14 protein-coding genes and 1 tRNA gene are annotated in these 19157 nt (G+C 71.1%); 4 read left to right on the top strand and 11 right to left on the bottom strand.

Annotated features, from left to right (window positions below):
* The first annotated feature begins 64 nt into the window (after positions 1–64).
* From QM779_RS16415 to QM779_RS16405, 3 genes are read left to right on the top strand one after another with little or no spacing between them, the layout of a single operon-like run.
* Positions 65–1120, top strand: a complete 1056-nt coding sequence (locus QM779_RS16415) for a LolA family protein (RefSeq protein WP_428537422.1) — start codon at positions 65–67, stop codon at positions 1118–1120.
* Complete coding sequence (locus QM779_RS16410) at positions 1117–2055, top strand: ATP-binding cassette domain-containing protein (RefSeq protein ID WP_428537419.1); 939 nt, start codon at positions 1117–1119, stop codon at positions 2053–2055. Before QM779_RS16415 ends, QM779_RS16410 begins: the two co-directional genes overlap by 4 nt.
* Positions 2042–2893, top strand: a complete 852-nt coding sequence (locus QM779_RS16405; protein ID WP_428537416.1) for an ABC transporter permease — start codon at positions 2042–2044, stop codon at positions 2891–2893. Before QM779_RS16410 ends, QM779_RS16405 begins: the two co-directional genes overlap by 14 nt.
* Before the next feature lie 70 nt (positions 2894–2963).
* Here the strand turns inward: QM779_RS16405 and QM779_RS16400 are convergent, their stop codons facing one another.
* From QM779_RS16400 to QM779_RS16390, 3 genes are all read right to left on the bottom strand, one after another.
* Positions 2964–4118, bottom strand: coding sequence for a substrate-binding domain-containing protein (locus tag QM779_RS16400; protein ID WP_428537413.1), 1155 nt, complete (start codon positions 4116–4118; stop codon positions 2964–2966).
* A gap of 66 nt (positions 4119–4184) precedes the next feature.
* Positions 4185–5711, bottom strand: coding sequence for an ABC transporter permease subunit (locus tag QM779_RS16395; protein ID WP_428537410.1), 1527 nt, complete (start codon positions 5709–5711; stop codon positions 4185–4187).
* 40 nt (positions 5712–5751) lie between these two features.
* Positions 5752–7143 carry an ATP-binding cassette domain-containing protein gene (locus QM779_RS16390; protein WP_428537407.1) on the bottom strand — a complete coding sequence of 464 codons (1392 nt, stop codon included), beginning with the start codon at positions 7141–7143 and terminating at the stop codon, positions 5752–5754.
* A gap of 428 nt (positions 7144–7571) precedes the next feature.
* On the opposite strand from QM779_RS16390, the gene QM779_RS16385 reads away from it, so the two are divergent.
* Complete coding sequence (locus QM779_RS16385) at positions 7572–8729, top strand: ROK family protein (RefSeq protein WP_428537404.1); 1158 nt, start codon at positions 7572–7574, stop codon at positions 8727–8729.
* 137 nt (positions 8730–8866) lie between these two features.
* On the opposite strand, the gene QM779_RS16380 is transcribed toward QM779_RS16385, so the two are convergent.
* The 8 genes from QM779_RS16380 to topA all read right to left on the bottom strand — a co-directional run bounded on the left by QM779_RS16380 (position 8867) and on the right by topA (position 18657).
* Positions 8867–8942, bottom strand: a tRNA-Thr gene (locus QM779_RS16380).
* 70 nt (positions 8943–9012) lie between these two features.
* Positions 9013–9783, bottom strand: coding sequence for an SDR family oxidoreductase (locus tag QM779_RS16375; RefSeq protein WP_428537401.1), 771 nt, complete (start codon positions 9781–9783; stop codon positions 9013–9015).
* 10 nt (positions 9784–9793) lie between these two features.
* Positions 9794–11344 (bottom strand): alpha/beta hydrolase, encoded by a 1551-nt coding sequence (locus tag QM779_RS16370; RefSeq protein ID WP_428537398.1) that lies wholly within the window; start codon positions 11342–11344, stop codon positions 9794–9796.
* Positions 11345–11433: 89 nt separating this feature from the next.
* Positions 11434–12249 (bottom strand): PSP1 domain-containing protein, encoded by an 816-nt coding sequence (locus QM779_RS16365; protein WP_428537395.1) that lies wholly within the window; start codon positions 12247–12249, stop codon positions 11434–11436.
* 9 nt (positions 12250–12258) lie between these two features.
* Complete coding sequence (locus tag QM779_RS16360) at positions 12259–13641, bottom strand: DoxX family membrane protein (RefSeq protein ID WP_428537392.1); 1383 nt, start codon at positions 13639–13641, stop codon at positions 12259–12261.
* 100 nt (positions 13642–13741) lie between these two features.
* Entirely contained in the window at positions 13742–14917 is a 1176-nt protein-coding gene (locus QM779_RS16355; RefSeq protein ID WP_428537389.1) for a DNA polymerase III subunit delta', read from the bottom strand.
* Positions 14914–15552: a dTMP kinase gene (tmk, locus tag QM779_RS16350; RefSeq protein WP_428537386.1), complete on the bottom strand. Its 639-nt coding sequence runs from the start codon at positions 15550–15552 to the stop codon at positions 14914–14916. Before tmk ends, QM779_RS16355 begins: the two co-directional genes overlap by 4 nt.
* Before the next feature lie 429 nt (positions 15553–15981).
* A complete protein-coding gene (gene topA / locus QM779_RS16345; protein ID WP_428537383.1) occupies positions 15982–18657 on the bottom strand; it encodes a type I DNA topoisomerase in 2676 nt (891 codons plus the stop codon).
* Positions 18658–19157 lie beyond the last annotated feature (500 nt).

The following is a 19157-nucleotide window of genomic DNA, read 5'->3' as shown; positions in this document are numbered from 1 at the left end:
CGGCGCCCGCCCCATCGGGTCGGCCGCCGCGACGGAGGCTTGCCGCCCGGGGGATGATGGACCCATGAGCACGCAACGTGTCGCGCAGGGACGCCGCTGGAGCGTGATGTTGGCTGCCGGAGTCCTCGCCGTGGCGGGGGCCGCCGGCCTGTCCGTCCGGGCGGCCAGCGCCGATCCGGTCCTGCCGCCGCTCACGCCCGCAGAACTGCTGACCAGGGTTGCGCAGGCGCAGCCCGCCGGCCTGTCCGCGACCTTCGAGCAGCGCAGCGACCTCGGTCTGCCGAGCCTGACGAGCTCGGGCCAGGACTCCGACGACCTCTCCTCCGCGCTCGCCCTGTTGACCGGCGACCACACCTTCCGGGTCTGGACCGCGGGCGCCGACAAGTCCCGGGTGGCACTGGTGGACGGGTCGGCCGAGACGGCGGCGATCCGCAACGGAAATGACGTCTGGCTGTGGTCCTCGGAGAAGCAGCAGGCCCGCCACGGCACCGTGACGGCCGAGGCGAAGTCGTCCGCGACGCCGGTCTCGCCCGCAGAGGCCGTTCAGAAGCTGCTGGCTGCGGTCGAACCCGACACGAACATCGCGGTCTCCGGCACCGGGACGGTCGCCGGCCGCGCGGTCTACCAGCTCGTCCTCACCCCGAAGGACGACGCCAGCCTCGTCGGGCAGGTGCGGGTGTCGGTCGACGCCACCGATTTCGTCCCGCTGGGCGCGCAGGTGATCGCCGACGACGGGTCCCAGGCGCTCAGCGTCGCAGCCACCTCGGTCGACTTCTCCGTCCCGGACGCCTCGGTCTTCACCTTCACGCCGCCGCCGGGTGCGGAGGTCAAGGAGATCACCGAGCCGGAACCGTCCACCCGTCCGACCACCCCGGACAAGGCTGACAAGCCGAAGACCGTCGGCTCGGGCTGGACGACGGTCGCCGTCGCGAAGGTCGACGACACCTCGCTCGACCAGACCACCACCGCGTTGCTGAACTCCCTGCCCGAGGTCTCGGGCAGCTGGGGACGCGGCCGGCTGCTCAGCACCACGCTCGTCAACGCGGTGATCACCGACGACGGCCGGGTCGCGGTCGGGTCGGTCACCCCGGAGAGGCTCTACGCGGCGCTGGCCAAGTGAGCGCCGACTCCGCGGCCATCTCCTCGGCGGGGCTGAGCAAGCGGTTCGGCCGCCAGCAGGTCGTCGACGGGCTGGACCTGGAGGTGCCGCTGGGCGCCTGCTACGGCTTCATCGGGCCGAACGGGTCGGGCAAGACGACCACGATCCGGATGCTGCTCGGACTGATCGGTCCGGACGCCGGCAGCTGTGCGCTGCTGGGTGAGGAGATGCCGGGGGCGTCCGCCGCCGTCCTGCCGCGGGTGGGCGCGCTGGTCGAGGGACCCGCGTTCCACCCCTACCTCTCCGGACGGGCGAACCTCGAGCGCCTGGACGCGGCCGACGCGACGAGCGACCCGGCCACGGCGAGGGCGCGGATCGGCACGGCGCTGGACCGGGTCGGTCTCTCCGCAGCGGCAGGCAAGCGGTACCGGGCCTACTCGCTGGGCATGCGACAGCGGCTCGGCATCGCCGCGGCCCTGCTGCAGCCCCGCGAACTGCTGGTGCTCGACGAGCCGACCAACGGCCTCGACCCGCAGGGGACGCGCGAGGTGCGGCACCTCGTCGCCGAGCTCGCCGCGGACGGTACGAGCGTCTTCGTGTCCAGCCACCTGCTGGCCGAGGTCGAGCAGCTGTGCGACCACGTCGGCGTGATGCAGGCCGGACGGCTCGTCGCCCAGGGGCCGCTGGCCGACCTGGAGGGCCTGCGCGCCCGGCGGTTCCGGCTGGAGACTCCTGACACCGCCGCCGCGCTCGAGACGCTGGCCGGGCTCGGCGTGGCCGACGCGGCGCGGACGGCGGACGGGGTGGTCGGCAGCCTGGCCGGTCTGGAGCCAGACCGGATCGTGCGGGTGCTGGTCGGGGCCGGAGTGGCCGTGCGCGGGTTCTCCGCCGTGCGCCCCACGCTGGAGGAGGCGTTCGTCGAACTCACCGGGGAGGGCTTCGATGTCAGCGGCTGAGCCCGCGGTCCGCCGCCGCGGCGCGACGTGGCGGCTGTTCGCGTCCGAGGTGCACCTGGTGTTCGGGCGCCGGCGCAACCAGGTGGGCATGGCTGTGCTCGTGGGCCTGGTCGTGATGCTGGGCGTGGCGCTGAAGGTGTCCCAGGTGCGCCATCCCGGCGCGCGCGGCGGCGACCTGCTCACGATGGTGGCCGGCAACGGGGTCTTCCTCGGCTTCGCCGGGCTGACGATCGAGATCGCGCTGTTCCTGCCGCTGGCCGTCTCCGTCCTGGCCGGGGACGCGGTGGCGGGCGAGGCGAACCTCGGCACCCTGCGCTACCTGCTCGTGGCGCCGGTGGGTCGGGCGCGGCTGCTGGGGGTGAAGGCGTGCGCGCTCGGTGTGGGCGCGCTCACGGGCGCCCTGCTGGTGGCGCTGGCCGGGGTGCTGGTGGGGACGGCGCTGTTCGGCGCGGGGCCGCTGACCACGCTGTCGGGCAGCCAGCTGGACATCGGCCGCGGCCTGCTGCGGCTCCTGCTGGCTGCGGCGTACGTCGCCGCGGGGCTGGCTGCCCTCGGCATGATCGGGCTGTTCATCTCCACCCTGACCGAGCAGCCGATGGCTGCCACCGTGGCCACGGCGATGGTGAGCACGCTGCTGTGGGTGCTGGACGCCGTCCCGCAGCTGGACTGGCTGCACCCGTGGCTGCTGGTCGACCGGTGGTCGGCCTTCGTCGACCTGCTCCGCGACCCGGTCTTCTCCGACCGGATGCTGGCCGGGCTGTGGTTGGACGCCGGCTACGCCGCGGTGTTCCTCCTGCTGGCCTGGCTCCGGTTCCGCGGCAAGGACATCACCAGCTGAGCGCTCGCGTCGGGACAGGCGTGTGGCCCGCGCCCTGACGGGCGCGGGCCACACGGTCGAGCGGGAGGTGCTACTTGCACACCGAGGCAGCGGCCTCGCCGGCAGCGGTGTCAGCCGCGTACGCCGTGCAGACGTTGTCCTTGGTGACGATGACCGGGGTCAGCAGGTAGGCGGGGACGACCTTGACGCCGTTGTTGTAGCTCTCGGTGTCGTTGACCTCGACCGGCTGGCCGGCCTGGATCTTGCCGATGTACTCGACGACCTTGGTGACGAAGTCCTTGGTGTCCTTGTTGATCGTGGAGTACTGCACGCCCTGGAAGACCAGCTTGACCGACTCGACCTCGGAGTCCTGGCCGGTGATGACCGGGTTGTCCTTGCCGGCCGACTTGACCGAGGTCAGCGCCGCGCGGGCCAGCGTGTCGTTCGGGGACAGGACGCCGTCGAGGGTCGCGGACTGGTAGTTGGCCGAGAGGATCGCGTCCATACGGTTCTGGGCGTTCTTGGCGGTCCAGCCCTGGGTGGCGGTCTGCTGCTGCGTGACCTGGCCCGACGGGACCTTCAGCGTGCCGTCGTCGATCTTCGGCTGCAGGACGCTCATCGCGCCCTCGAAGAACGGCTTGGAGTTCGCGTCGTCCGGCGAACCGGAGATCAGCTCGATGTTCCACGGGGACGGCTTGCCGGTCTTGGCGAGGCCCTCGAGGAGCGCGGTGCCCTGCAGGACGCCGACCTTGTAGTTGTCGTAGGCCATGTACAGGTCCACGTTCTCGGTGTTCATCAGGAGCCGGTCGTAGGCGATGACGACGATGCCGGCATCGTGGGCGGCCTTGAGCTGGCTGCCGAGCTGGGAACCGTCGATGGCGCCGATGACCAGGACCTTGACGCCCTGCTCGATCATGGCCGAGATCTGGTTCTGCTGCTCGTTCACGCCGCCGTTGGCGAACTGGACGATGGGGTCGTAGCCCGCGGCCTTGAGCTGGTCGGTGAACAGGCTCTCGGCGAGCACCCAGTTCTCGGAGGTCTTCTGCGGGAGGGCCACGCCGATCTTGGAACCGGCGGGGAAGCCGGTGCCGAGCTGGATGGTGTTGCCGGCGGCCGACGAGGACGCCGCGGGGGTGGTGGCGGCCGCGGAGCTGGCCGCCGTGGTGGCCCGGTCGCTCGAGGCACAGCCTGCGAGCATGGCGACCGAGGCACCCAGTGCGAGGATCGCGGTTGCGAATCTCTTCATGTGTCTACCTTCTTTGGTGGATGGTTGGATGGGTTTCGAACGATTCGGAGAGCTGCCCTGGCTGGCTCAGCTGTTGAGTCCTGTGGTCTGGGCGAGGGCGATGAACAGCCCGACCACGCCGACGAAGAGGCCGACGACCAACGCGGCGACCACACCGTTGCGGGCCTGCCGGGCGCTGTTCGGACGGTCCTTGCGCCACAGAGCCCACAGGACGAGGCCGACGGGGAAGACCAGGAAGCTCAGCACGGCCCACAGCGGGTTGCCCGCGTCTCTGCTCGGCAGGGCGCCGGTGAGCTCGGCCTCGACGGCCTTCGGGTTGAGCCCGCGCATGAGTGCGCCGATGATGGACGGCTTGCCCTGCGCCTTGCTGTAGAGGTCGAACGCGACCGCGATCAGCAGGACGAGGCCCTTGATGATCTGGGTCATGTCCGAGCCGACACCCAGCAGGTACAGGCCGTTGTTGAGCACGGCCATGACCAGGCCACCGATCAGGGACCCGGTCACCGTGCCGATGCCGCCGGAGACCGCCGCGCCACCGATGAACACGGCGGCGATCGCGTCCAGCTCCCAGCCGACACCGTCGGACGGCCCGGTGGACGTCGACCGGCCGAGGAACATGATCGCGGCCACGGCGGCGAGGAACGACATGTTCGTCATCGTGAGGAAGTAGATCTTCTTCACGCTGATGCCGGTCAGGGCCGCGGCGGCCTTGTTGCCGCCGACCGCGTACACGCCGCGTCCCAGCGTCGTGCGGGTGGCGATGAAGTTGTAGATCAGGACCAGGCTGACCAGGATCACGCCGGTCACAGGGAAGGAGGTGCCCGGACGCCCCGAGCCGAACAGCCAGGTGAGGTACCCCAGCGCCACCGCCATGACGGCCAGGCGGACGATCGCCGCCCACAGCGGCACCGGGGTGCCGCCGGCCTTGGTCACGCGGGCGCGCCGGCGGAACTCCATCACCACGATCAGGACGATCGCGAGCATGCCCAGCAGCAGGGTGGAGTTGTTCATGTAGGTGTTGGGGCCCCACTCGGGCAGGTAGCCGCCACCGATGTACTCGATCTCGTCCGGCGCCGGCTGGGCGGACGCCTTGCCGATGTACTGGTCGAGGCCGCGGAACAGCATCTGGCCGGCCAGGGTCGTGATGAAGCCCGGCACGCCGACGAAGGCCAGCCACGCGCCCTGCCACGCACCGATCAGGATGCCGATCAGCAGGCCGAACAGGATGCCGGCCCACCACGGGAAGCCCCAGTAGTTGATCGACAGCGCCGTGCAGATACCGACCACCGCTGCGACCGAGCCGGGAGCGAGGTCGATCTGGCCGGTGATGATCACGAACAGCATGCCGATCGCGAGGATCAGCACGTAGGAGTTGCCGTTGAGGATGTTCTGGGCGTTCGACGGGGTGAGCATCTTGCCGCCGGAGACGATCTGGAAGAACAGCGCCAGGACGATCAGGGCGCCCAGCATGCCGTACTGCCGCAGGTTGCCACCGAAGATCTGCATCAGGCCGCTGCCGCTCGCGGACCGGACGGGCTGCCCCGTCGGAGCGGCCGGAACCGGGTCCGTCTTCGTCGTGTTCGTTGAGGTCATGTCTCTTCCTGGATCGGACTGCGGGTCAGGGGGGGGCGGCTCAGGCCGCCGCGGTATCGGTCATCGAGCGCATCAGCGACTCCTGGGTCGCCTCGGCCGCGAGCTGTTCGCCGGTGATCCGGCCCTCGAAGACGGTGTAGATGCGGTCACACACGCCGAGCAGCTCGGGCAGCTCGGAGGAGATCATGATCACGCCCTTGCCCTCGTCGGCGAGGCGGTTGATCAGCCCGTAGATCTCGTACTTCGCGCCCACGTCGATGCCGCGGGTGGGCTCGTCGAGGATCGCCAGGGTCGGCTGGGTGAACATCCACTTGGCCAGAACGACCTTCTGCTGGTTCCCGCCCGAGAGCGTGGCGACCCCGACGTTGATCGACGCGGCCTTGATGTTCATCGCCCTGCGGTACTCCTCTGCGGCGGCGATCTCGGCCTCGATGTCGATCACCGACCTCGTGCTGATCCGCTTGATGCCGGCGGACACGATCGTGTCCTTCACGCTGTCGAGCAGGTTCAGGCCGAGCACCTTGCGGTCCTCGGGGACGTAGGAGATGCCGTGCAGGATGGCCGACTGCACCGAAGGGATCTGCACCTCCTCGCCGTTGATCAGGATCTGGCCGCCCTGGTAGTTGCCGTAGGTGCGGCCGAAGATCGAGCGTGCGAGCTCCGTCCGCCCCGCCCCCATCAGGCCGGCGAAGCCGACGATCTCGCCGCGGCGGACGAAGAAGTTGGAGTGGTTGCAGACGAGCCGGCCGGGGATCTGCGGGTGCTCCACGGTCCAGTCGCGGACCTCGAAGAACGTCTCCCCGACCGTCGAGGTGTGGGCCGGGAACCGGGACTCCAGCGCGCGTCCGACCATGCCGCGGATGATCCGGTCCTCGTCCACGTCGCCCGCGCCGACGTCGAGCGACTCGATCGTGTGGCCGTCGCGGATGATCGTGATCGAGTCGGCGATGGCCGCGATCTCGTTCAGTTTGTGGGAGATCATGATCGAGGTCAGGCCCTGGTCGCGCAGCTGGCGGAGGATGTTCAGGAGGTTCTCCGAGTCCTCCTCGTTCAGGGCGGACGTGGGCTCGTCCAGGATCAGCAGCTTCACGTCCTTGCTCAGCGCCTTGGCGATCTCGACGAGCTGCTGCTGGCCCACCCCGAGGTTCTTGATCGCGGTGTCGGGGTTGACGGCCAGGCCGACCCGGCGCAGGAGCCGCACGGCACGCTCGCGCGCCTCGACCCAGTCGATGACGCCGCGGTGGGCGACCTCGTTGCCGAGGAAGATGTTCTCCGTCACCGACAGCTCGGGGATGAGCGCGAGCTCCTGGTGGATGATCACGATGCCGACGTGCTCCGAGGACTTGATGCCGTTGAAGTGCATGTCCTCGCCGTTGAAGACGATCCGTCCCTCGTAGGTGCCGGCGGGGTGGACGCCGGAGAGTACCTTCATCAGGGTCGACTTGCCCGCGCCGTTCTCGCCGCAGATCGCATGGATTCTCGCCGCGCCGCACGGTCATCGTCACGTCGTCGAGCGCGCGGACGCCCGGGAAGTCCTTCGTGATCCCCACCATCTGGAGGATCGCCTCGTGCTGCCCGCCGGGGGTGCCGTCCCCGGGAAGTTCCGTTCCGCCGACCGCGCTCATGGATGGGCACCCTCCCCCGCCGGTGCGACGGCACCGGATCGACAACTCTGTGCGAACGAGGAGGTTCGACCAGCCAACGGCGGACCGCCCCCTGCTCTTGCAGCCTATGAAGGCGAGTTTTCCACTGTCAACGGTCGTTTCCGCGTCGTTATCGAATCGTTTTCATTCTCTCATTGGTCGTATTATCGGCCCACGACGATTGGAAACCACCGATTACCGGGCCTATGCTCGGGGCATGTCGACGCCGACCGGACGCCCCACCCTGCGGGATCGCACCCGCGACGAGGTGTTCGCGTTGATCTGCGGCTCGCAGAATGTCACCCGTTCCGCGCTGGTGGAACTGACCGGACTGCCCAGCAGCACGATCGGGCACGCGGTCGCCCGCCTGCTGGCCGAGGGACGAATCACCGAGTCGGCGCCGCCGGCGAAGGGGCCCGGGTCCGGCAGCGGCCGTCCGGGAGCCATCCTCAGCCCGGTCGCCTCGACCACCAGGATCGGGGCGATCGACTTCGGCCACCGGCACTTCCGGGTCGCGCTCGGCGACGACAGGGGCAACGTCCTCGACGAGGCCACCGTTCCGCTGAACGTGGACGGCTCGCCGACCCGGGGGCTGGACGGCGCCGCACGGCGGTTGCGGGAGCTGTGCGACCGCCACGGCGTGGCGGAGCTCGCGCGGGTGGTGGCGGGCGTCCCCGGCCCGGTCGAGGAGAGCACCGGCAGGGTGTGCACGAACACGATCCTGTCGAACTGGGCGGGCATGAACCCGGCCCGGGAGCTCGAACGCCGGCTCGGCGTCCCCGCCGTGGCGGGCAACGACGCGAGCCTGGGCGCGTTCGGTGAACTCCACCAGGGCGCGGGCTACGGGCACCGCGACTTCCTCTACATCAAGGCGTCTCACGGGATCGGGGCGGGACTGGTGGTGAACGGGCAGTTGTACCAGGGCGGCACCGGCTTCGCCGGCGAGATCGGGCACATCACGATCGCGGGAAGACCCGAGCTGTGCCGGTGCGGCAACCGCGGCTGCCTGGAGGCGGTGGTGTCGGTGCCGTCGGTGAAGGAGCAACTCAGCCACACCCACCCGCACCTGGACGCGGAGACCGTCGACCTCGCCCTGCTCGACGACCCGATCTCGGCGCGCCTGCTGAACGAGACCGGGCGGACGCTGGGCGCCGTTCTGGCCGGCCTCTGCGACCTGATCAACCCCACCGTCCTGATCATCGGGGGCGAGCTCGGCTCGTCCGGGCGCTCGCTCATCGACGGCGTCCGCGCGTCGGTGAACCGGTTCGCGCAGCCGTCCACGTCCAGCGCCGTGCAGGTCGTCCCGGCCGCGCTGGGCCGCAGGGCCGAACTCGTCGGCGCGCTCCAGCTCGCCGGCGCCCTCGCCCGCGCCTGACCCCGCGGAATCGCGCCCCAGTTCCGCCAAAGGGTTCCGAATCGGCCCGATCTGGGCATCCATCGCGCATTTCCGCTGCCCGGGCTCGCGTTCGGCCCGCTCCGAGGACAGGCCGGGCAGGAGGCGATACCCCCACGTGGAGCCGCCTTGGGGAATCGAACCCCAGACCTACGCTTTACGAGAGCGTCGCTCTACCGACTGAGCTAAGGCGGCCTGACCGGCGAACCGGCCGAGGAACAACTATAGGGGGTCGAGCCCGCCAACACGGAAACGGGCCCCGGCGTCAGCCCGCGCCGAAGCCCCCGTTGGAGTGCAGGAGCTGACCGTTGATCCAGCCGCCGGCGTCGGAGAACAGGAAGCGGACGAGGTGGGCCGTGTCGGTCTGCGTGCCGAGGCGGCCGGCCGGGGTCTGCGCCAGGCACGTCTGGCGGATCTCGTCGTCCATCCAGCCGGTGTCGACCGGGCCCGGGTCGATCACGTTCGCGCGGATGCCCCGGTGCCCCAGTTCGACGCCCGCCGCGATCACCACCCGGTCGAGGGCGCCCTTGCTCGCGCCGTAGGGGAGGTTGTGCACGACGTGGTCGCTGGTCAGGGCGACGATCCGTCCGGTGACAGCCGTCGACGGCGCGTCCGGCAGCGCCTCCGCGAACGCCTTCACCAGCAGCCAGGTCGCTCGCGCGTTGACGGCGAAGTGCCGGTCCCAGCTCACCACCGAGGTGTCGAGGATCGAGCTGTCCACGCTCTCGCAGTGGGAGAGCACCAGCCCGCCGAGGTCGCCGAGCTCCACCGCGGCCGCGACCAGTCTCGCGGGGGCCTCGACGTCGGCCAGGTCGGCCGGCACCACCTCCACGGTGCGGCCCAGTGCCCGGCACTCGGACGCCACGTCCGACGGGTCGTCGGCGCCCCTCTGGAGGCCCAGCCGCTCGTCGTAGGGCGCCCACTGGTTGAGCACCAGGTCCCAGCCGTCGGACGCGAGCCCGATCGCGAGCTCCGCCCCGATCCCGCGGCGTCGACCCACGCCGGTCACGATCGCCGTGCCGCGCCGTTGCGTCATCTCGTTCCCTTCAGCTGCACCGGACGCCGTCCTCGGGCACCACGTCGTCCACCAGATAGTTCACCACCAGCGTGTCGATGCACGCCGACTTGCCGCCGAAACTGCCGTGGCCCTCCCCCTGATGGGTCACCAGGACGCCCGAGTCGAGCTGCTTCGCCATGGCGACGGCCTGCTGGTAGGGCGTGGCGTTGTCCCCGGTACCCCCGATCACCACGATCGGACGCGCCCCCACCCCGCGGATGTCGAGCTGCCGGGACGGCCGCACCGGCCACAGCGCGCACCCGTACGCCGGGCCGAAGTACTTGCCGAAGATGGGGGCCTTCTGCTGGTCCTCCTGCCACTGCCTGTCCGCGTCCAGGACGCCCTTGTCGTCGTCGCTGTCCAGGCAGCTGATCGCGGGGAACGCGTAGAACAGGGTGCCGAAGGTGCCGTTGTTGTTGCGCGCGTTCTGCGAGTCGGCGGCGAGCAGGAGACCGCGGCCGTTGCCGTTCCGCGCGGCGACCACGATCGTGGCGAGAGTCGGCCACGCCGCCGTACCGCCGTAGAGCATCGCCGCGACCCCCGTCACGGCCAGGCTCTGGGTGAGGACGCGGTTCTTCACCGCCAGCGGCGCAGCGTCGAGGGCGTCGAACAGCCCGGTGATCGCGTCGAGCACCTCCTGCTTCGTCCCGCCCAGCCCACACGCCTGGCCCGCACACCAGCTCGCGAAGTTCCCCAGCGCGAGGTCGAACCCCATCGCCTGGATCACGGCGTCGTCGTCGGTGATGTCCACGGCCGCGTCGAGCACGAGCCGCCCGGTGTTCTGGGGGAACAGCTCGGCGTAGGTCGCACCGATCTGCGTCCCGTAGGAGTAGCCGAGGTAGGTCAGGGTCGCGTCGCCGAGCAACTGGCGGAGCAGGTCGAGGTCGCGCGCGGTCTCGATCGTGGAGATGTGCGTGAGCAGGACGCCGCTGTGCTCCTCGCAGGACTGCCCGAACGCGTAGGTCGCCTCGATCAGCTTCGTCCGCTCCTCCTCGGTGTCCGGCGAGCTGTCGAGGTTGAGGAAGGCGTCGGTCTCCGCACCGCCGTAGCAGCGCACCGGGGTCGACTCCCCCGTGCCACGGGGGTCCCAGCCGACGATGTCGTACTGCTCGAGGCCCGTGGTGTCGAAGCTGCTCACGAAGCCCTTGCCGGACGCACCTGGCCCGCCGGGGTTGATGAACAGTGTGCCCAGCCGCGGACTCTTCGTCGCGGGCTTGCGCGCCATCGCGAGGGTGAGCGCACGCGCCGAAGGGTCGGCGTAGTCGAGCGGGGCAAGCACGCTCGCGCACTCGAGCTTTCCGCACGCGCTCCACCTCACGTGTTGCGCGAGGTACGCGGTCAGGTCACCGCCGCCCAGCCCGGCCACCAGGCCGTTCGCCTGCACGTCGACCTCCTCGGTGGGCGGCCGGTCGATCGCGACACCGGCCACCGCGGAGATCCGGACCTGCTCCGCCGACGCGGCCTGCGGCGCAGCGTCGCAGCCGGCCAGCGCGACGACGACGGCGAGCAGCGGGACGCACACGCGGAGGGAGGGACGCACGGGTTCAGGGTAGACGGCGTGTCCTCGGACCGCCGGGGCGGCTCGGCGACCACGGGTCTGGACGCGCCGACACCGCCGATCCCGCCGCCTCAGTCGGCGCTGGTCGCCGTGAGCGGGCACACCCGTCCGAGCGGACAGGTGAACCGGCCGGTCTCCGTCTGGACGACGACCGCGTCGAGCGGGACGTTGTGGCCGACGACGACGCCGGTGCCCTCGTCGGTGGAGACCACGGCCCCCCTGCGCGGGGCGCGGTCACGGAAGTCGGCGTAGAGCCGCGACTCGTACGCCAGGCAGCACATCGTCCGGCCGCACGTGCCCTGCAGCTGCGACTGGCTGTGCAGCGGCGTCTGGTCCCTGGCGAGGCCGCCGGACAGCGTGGCGTGGCGCGGACCCATCGTCGCGCAGCAGACCTCACGGCCGCACGGCCCGAGGCCGCCGAGGAGGGCGGCCGCGTCCCTCGCGCCGACCTGGCGAAGGTCGATCCGCGACTGGAGGGTGCGGGCGAGGTCCGTGAGCAACTCGCGGAAGTCGACGCGTCCGGGGGCTTCGTAGTAAACGACGGCCTGCTGGTCGAACGCCTCGCTCTGGTCGACGAAGTCGACTCCGACGACCCGCATCGGGAGGCCACGGCGGCTGATCAGCCGCCGTGCGACCGCGGCGATCTCCGCCCGCCGCCGCCGGTTCGCGCCGTCCCGCTCCAGTTCCGTGGGGGTCGCGGCACCCAGGCACAGGGGCAGCGTCCCCGACCAGTCGACGTCGGCGGGTCCCCACACGCAACGCGCCACCTCCACGCCCTCGGGCGTGGACACCAGCACGGGCTGGCCGAAGGTGTAGTCGGCCGCCCCTGGGTCGAGGTAGTGCAGCCGACCCAGGGGTTCGAAGGCAACGGCCATCACCCGCGGCATGACCGCAGACTATGCCCCCGCGGCCGCCCGCTCCCGCTTGTTCTTCTCACGGCCCGCACGGAAACTGCGGTCGAGGCTCCAGCCGCCGCCGCCGACGAAGAGCAGCAGCAGGCCGACGGCCGCCAGCACGAGCTGGAACTCGCCCAGGAACCCCGGCTGCCCGGCGACGAACGGGCTCCACGGACCCCAGTAGACGAGCGCGAGCGCGCCGCCGGCGATCAGCGCCACACCGAGCCCGGCGAGGCGGGTGAGCAGGCCGAGCAACAACGCCAACGCGATCAGCAGGGACGCGACGCCGGTGATGATGGCCCACACCTGCGGACCCGGCGGAATGTCCGCGAGTACCGTCTTGGCGAACTCGGCCTGGGCGGACGGGATGTCGGTGAGGATGTTCACGCCGCGGATCGCGAAGATCGCCGCGATCACGATCCGGAGCAGGAACAGCCCCAGGGACCCCCAGAACTTGTCGTTGGTCCGCTTGTGGATGACCACCGGTTCGGGCGCGGCGACGGGCTGCGGCGCGGGAGCGGCGAAGGCGGCCACCCTGGCGTCCCTACGGGCCGCCCGTTCGGCGGCGAGCTTCTGCTCTTCCTCGGAGACCGGCTCCATCCGGGTCGGCTCGGGGCTGCTGGCCGACGTCGGGGTGGGCACCCGGAAGATCGCCTCCGCGGGCGGGCCGGACGGGCTCACCGGCTCGTCCGGCGCGGGCGAGGCCGGGGACGGCACGACCTCGGTCGGCTCGGTGTCGGTGTCGACGGCGGCGCCGCTCCGGAACGGCAACTGCCTCGTGTCCTCCTCCACCGCCACCGGGGAGGGCTGCACGGCGGGCTCGGGCTCGGGCTCCACGGCCTGGGACAGCTCAGGCCCCGAATCGGCCACCACGGGCTCAGGGTCTGACTCGACCGCGGACTCCGCGGTCTCCGACGGTTCGGCCTCCGGTTCCGGCTGGGCTTCGACCTCCGCTGCAGGCTCCGTGGGCGGCTCCGGATCCGGTACCGGTCCGGGATCGGCGGGGACGGGAGGGTCCTCGTCCGCGGGAGCCCACTCCTGGTGGCTCGCCTCCTCGACCGGAGCCTCCTCGACCGGAGCGGACGCCGCGTCCTGCGGCGGCTCGTCGACGGCCGGGGCGTCGGGCTGGTCGGGGTGCTCGGCGAAGACCGCGTGCGCAGGTTCGTCGACCGGCTCCGCTGCTGCCTCGGGGGCTCCCCCGCTCTCGGCCGGGGCGTCGGGCTCGCCCGCGTCCACCTCGGCTGCGGCGTCAGCCGGCCGGTCCTCGACGGGCTCTTCCGCGGGAGCGGAGGAGACCGGGTACCAGTTGCCGGTGTCGGGCTGGTTGCCCTGCGCGGGCGGCGCGTCCTCGCGCACGGTCTCGGGTTCGCGTGGCTCGGTCACGGGGAAGTCCTTTCCTGACAGCGCACTCCTGCGTCCATGCTGGCATCGAGGACCCCCTTACCCGCTCAGCGACACGGTCCACGGGCCGGTGCGCGCGCAGTCAGGCGGGACGGCCCAGGCTCAGCATCAGCGCCTCCATCGCCAGCAGCGGCGCCACATTCGTCTCCAGGGCGGTGCGGCACGCCAGGATCGCGTCCAGCCGGGCGACCGTCGCGTCCGGCGTCGTGCCACCGGCGATGGCGGTGATCGAGTCGCCCAGTTCGGCGTTGATCAACTCCGCACCGGCGGCGGTCTGGACGACCAGCACGTCTCGGTAGAACGACGTCAGTTCGGTCAGGACGCGGTCGAGCGCGTCCCGCTGCAGCCGCTTCGCCCGCGCCTTCTGCTGGTCCTCCAGGTCGCGGAGGGCCGCCTGGGCGTTGCGGGGGCGCGCGCCCTTGGTGGTGAACCCGAGCGCCTCGGAGAGCTCCGCCCTCTCGCGGGCATCCAGGTCCGCCGTCACCTGTGCGGCCTCGGCGGACGCCGCGTCGACCAGCGTGGACGCGGCGTCGAGGCACGCGCCGAGCGACGTCAGCCGACCCGGGAGGTCGAGCACCTGCTGGCGGCGCTGCCGCGCGTCCTCGTTGCGGGCCAGGGCGCGGGCACGTCCGATGTGGCCCTGGGCGACGCGGGCGGCGAACCGCGCCAGCGCTGGTTCGACCCCGTCCCTGCGCTGGAGGAGTTCGGCGATCGCAGACGTGCGGGGAGTGCTCAGCTCGACCTGCCGGCAGCGCGAGCGGATCGTGGCGACCACGTCGTCGGACGTCGGGGCGCACAGCACCCACACCGTCCTCGGCGCCGGCTCCTCGATGCTCTTCAGCAGGGCGTCGGCGCCGCGTTCGGTGATGCGGTCCGCGTCCTCCACGACCAGCACCTGGTGGCGGGACAGCGTCGGCGACATCGCCGCCCGCCGCACGAGGTCGCGGACCTCGTCGACCCCGATGCTGAGTTGCTCGGTGCGCACCAGGGTGACGTCGGGGTGGGCGCCACTGAGCGCCGTCGTGCACGTGTTGCACTCGCCGCAGCCGCCCAACGGGCACTGCAGTGCGGCGGCGAAGGCGCGGGCGGCGTTGGAGCGTCCGGACCCCGGCGGGCCGGTGAACAGCCAGGCGTGCGTCATGGCGTGCCGGTTACCGTCCGCCGCCGAGCCGCGCACCGCTCGCTGCAAGGTCTCGACGACGCGCTCCTGGCCGATCAGGTCGGCCCAGACGCCGGTCGTCGCGGTGCTCGTGGTCACTCTGCGAGTGTCCCATCCGGGTCGGACAGCAGCGGCTCCACCCGCTGGCGGATCAGGTCGGCCAGGTGCCGGACGCCCGTGCGCGCGGGCAGTACGAGGTAGTGCTCGGGGTCGCGTCCGGCGAGTTCGAGGAAGAAGTCCCTGGCGCGCACGTGGAGGTCCTCGCCGGCGCCCTCGAGCCGGTCCTTCTGCTCGATGGAGGCCAGGCCCCGGTCCGGGTCGAGATCGAGCAGGATCGTCAGGTCGGGAAGCAGGTCACCGGTCGCCCAGCGGGCGATCTGCTCGATCCGGTCGACCTCGAGCGTGCGTCCGGCGCCCTGGTAGGCCAGCAGCGAATCGACGTACCGGTCGCTGATCACGACGGCGCCGCGGCGTAGCGCGGGTAGGACGACCTCGTGGACGTGTTGTGCCTTGTCAGCGGCGTACATCAGGGTCTCGGCGCGAGGCGCCACGTCGCCCCAGGCAGGGTTGAGGACGAGGTCGCGCAGCTTCGCACCGACCGGCGTCCCGCCCGGTTCGAGGGTGAGCACGGCCTCCCGGCCCTGCGTCGTCACCCAGTCGGCGAGCCTGCGCGCCTGGGTGGACTTGCCCACGCCGTCGCCGCCCTCGAAGACGATGAAGACACCCTCCGCCACTGCTGCTCCTTCCGGCTGCGCCCACGGTAGCGGACGGGCCCACCCGGCCGCGCCGCCGCGATCCGACGTGGGTGGGGAGCTCGCCACCCGCGTCCCCGAGATCCCCGCCTTCGCGGGGATGACAGGAAACACCCACCCCGTCATCCCGGGCTCGACCCGGGATCTCCGGATCGCCAGGACGGCGTGTCGGTCCTGGGGCGTCCGCCGAGGGCCACCGTTCCTGCTCGAGGGCCATCGTTCGCGTCGAAGGCTCCTGTCCGGACGCTGGCCTTCGACGGGAAGGGTGGCCCTCGGTGATGAGGGGTGGCGGGTCGGGACGGAACCGTAACGCGGGTCCTGAGGAGCCGGCGAGGACCGAGCCGGCGTCACGACACCCACCCCCCGTCATCCCGGGCTTGACCCGGGATCTCCGCGTCAGCGTGCCGGACGCTACTTCTTCGCGGTCCTCCGGGTCGTCGTGCGGCGGGTGGTCGTGCGCTTGGGGGCGGGGCCCTTGGCGCGCTTCTCTGCGAGGAGTTCGGCGGCGCGTTCGAGCGTGATCTCCTCGACCGAGTCGGTGCGGCGCAGTGTCGCGTTGGTCTCGCCGTCGGTGACATAGGCGCCGAAGCGACCGTCCTTCACCACGACGGGCTTGCCGGACGCGGGGTCGGCGCCGAGTTCCTTGAGCGGGCCGGCCGCGGCCCGCGCCGCACCCCGACCGCGGGTCTTCGGCTGGGCGTAGATCGCCTCGGCCTCCTCCAGCGTGATGTCGAAGATCTGGTCCTCGCTGGCCAGCGAGCGCGAGTCCGTCCCCTTCTTCAGGTACGGGCCGTAGCGACCGTTCTGGGCCGTGATCTCCTCGCCGTCCGTGCCGGCCCCCACCACGCGCGGCAGGCTGAGCAGCTTCAGCGCGTCCTCGAGCGTCACCGTCTCGGTCGTCATGGACGCGAACAGCGACCCCGTCCGCGGCTTCGCCGACTTCGGTGCGTCCTCCGGAAGTACTTCAGTGACGTACGGGCCGTAGCGTCCGTCCTTCGCCACGATGGTCAGGCCGGTGGCCGGGTCGGTGCCCACCTCCCGCTCCGCAGCCTGCGGCTTGTCGAGCAGCTCGTGGGCGAGTTCCAGGGTCAACGCGTCGGGCGGCAGCTCGGCGTCGACGTTCGCGCGGCGCCCGTCCCCGTCCTCGATGTAGGTGCCGTAGCGGCCGACCCGGACGTCGATGCCGTCGCCGAGTGCGAAGGTCGACAGCGCCCTGGCGTCGATGTCGCCGAGTTCGGTGACCAGCTTCTGCAGGCCCTCGTGCGGCGATCCCTGCGGCCCGAAGTAGAAGTCCTTCAACACGGCGACACGGGCGGCGTTGCCGTTGGCGATCTCGTCGAGGGTGTCCTCCATGTCGGCGGTGAACTTGTAGTCCACCAGCCTCGGGAAGTGCTCCTCCAGCAGCCTGGTCACGGCGAACGCCAGCCAGGTCGGCACGAGCGCCGAGCCCTTCTTGAACACGTAGTCGCGGGAGGTGATCGTGCGGATGATCGCCGCGTAGGTCGACGGCCGGCCGATCTCCAGCTCCTCCAGCTTCGCCACCAGCGACGGCTCGGTGTAGCGGGACGGCGGACGGGTCTCGTGCGCGGCTGCGGTCACCTTCTCCGCGTCCAGCCGCTGCCCGGAGGCGAGCTGCGGCAGCCGGGCCTGCGCATCGTCGCTGGACTCGTCGTCGTCCACGCTCTCGACGTAGGCCTTCAGGAAGCCCAGGAAGGTGATCGTGCGGCCGGACGCGCTGAACGCTGCCCGTCCCGACTCGACGACCTCGCCGGTCGCAGCGTCCGTGACGGCGACCCGCTCGGGGAGGGTCGCCCCGATCCGGACGCTGACGGTCTCGCCCTCGGCGTCTTTCATCTGGGAGGCGATCGTGCGCTTCCAGACCAGCTCGTAGAGCCGCTGGTGGTCACCGTGGAGGCCGGTCTGCTGCGGGGTGCGGAAGCTCTCGCCCGCCGGACGGATGGCCTCGTGCGCCTCCTGCGCGTTCTTCACCTTCGAGGTGTAGACGCGCGGCTGCGCAGGCAGGTACTGGCCGCCGTACAGGTGCTTGACCTGGTCGCGGGCCGCCGTGATCGCCGTGCTCGACAGCGTCACCGAATCGGTACGCATGTAGGTGATGAAGCCGCGCTCGTAGAGGTCCTGCGCGACGCTCATCGTGCGCTGCGCGGAGAAGCCGAGCTTGCGGCCGGCCTCCTGTTGCAGCGTGGTGGTGCGGAACGGCGGGTAGGGACGCCGGGTGTAGCCCTTGGCCTCGACGCCGGCGACCGCGTAGGACGCCTTCTCCAGCTGCGCGGCCAGCCCCTCGGCGGAGTCCAGGCTGAGCTGGAGCAGGTCCTTGCCGACGAGCGTTCCGACCGAGTCGAAGTCGCGTCCGGATGCGATCCGCTTGCTGTCGAAGCTGGTCAGGCGGGCGGTGAACGTGCGGGGTTCTGCGGCCTCGCCGGCGTCCAGCACGGCCTCGATGTCGGCGTAGGCGGCGGCCCGGAAGGCGATCCGCTCGCGCTCGCGGTCGACGACGAGCCGGGTGGCGACCGACTGGACGCGGCCAGCCGACAGCCGCGGCATGACCTTCTTCCACAGCACCGGCGAGACCTCGTAGCCGTACAGGCGATCGAGGATGCGCCGGGTCTCCTGCGCGTCCACCAGGTCGGTGTCGAGCTCGCGGGTGTTGTCCACCGCGGCGTGGATGGCCTCGGGCGTGATCTCGTGGAAGACCATCCGCTTGACGGGGATCTTCGGCTTCAGCTCGTCGAGCAGGTGCCAGGCGATGGCCTCGCCCTCGCGGTCCTCATCGGTGGCCAGCAGGAGTTCGTCCGCGTCCTTCAGCTTGGCCTTGAGTTCGCGGATCGTGCCCTTCTTGTCGGCGGCGACCACGTACAGCGGCTCGAAGTCGGCGTCGACGTTCACCCCGTTGCGGGCCCACTTCTCACCCTTGTACTTCGCCGGCACCTCGGCAGCGCTGGTCGGCAGGTCTCGGACGTGGCCGCGGCTGGACTCGACCATGTACCCCGAGCCGAGGAACTTGGCCAGGCTCACGGCCTTGGTCGGCGACTCGACGATGACGAGTCGGCGCTTGCTCGGTCCTGCCACGGGGCTTCTTCCTGGTTGGAGGCGATCTTTTCAAAGAGGCGATCGGTCGCTCACTTTAGACGACGAGCGCTGACAACGCGCCAGCGTTGTCAGCGCGAGGAGTCTCGACGAGCAGCGAGGAACGAGCAGCGAGGAGCAGACGACCGCCACCAACTTCACCCAGCCAGGTCAGTCAACCGGTGACCCGAGAGCGTCTCCCCACCACGCCCACAGGACCCTCGCGGGAAGCGATCCGCGGGAGCGCTGGGCGACCGGCAAGCCGTCGCGGCACGATAGGAACCGTCCCCATCGTGCCGTCGTCCGCTCCGTTCGGCACCACGCCCACAGCACCCCCGCGGGACGCGCCCAATAAGCAGCGGTGGCGGGAAACCGGGGACGGTTCGCGTTTCGCGCCAGCGACCCGGACGCGACGTCGTGGCGCGTAAGTAGAACCGTCCCCGGTTTCCCGCCACCCCCACCCGCCACAGTGCCCCGCACCCTGAGAGGTGGCACGGGGCACT

It is taken from the genome of Propionicimonas sp., assembly GCF_049840635.1.
GTDB lineage: Bacteria > Actinomycetota > Actinomycetes > Propionibacteriales > Propionibacteriaceae > Propionicimonas.
Note: the sequence above shows the minus strand (reverse complement) of the source record. Positions and strands in the feature narration are given on the sequence as shown.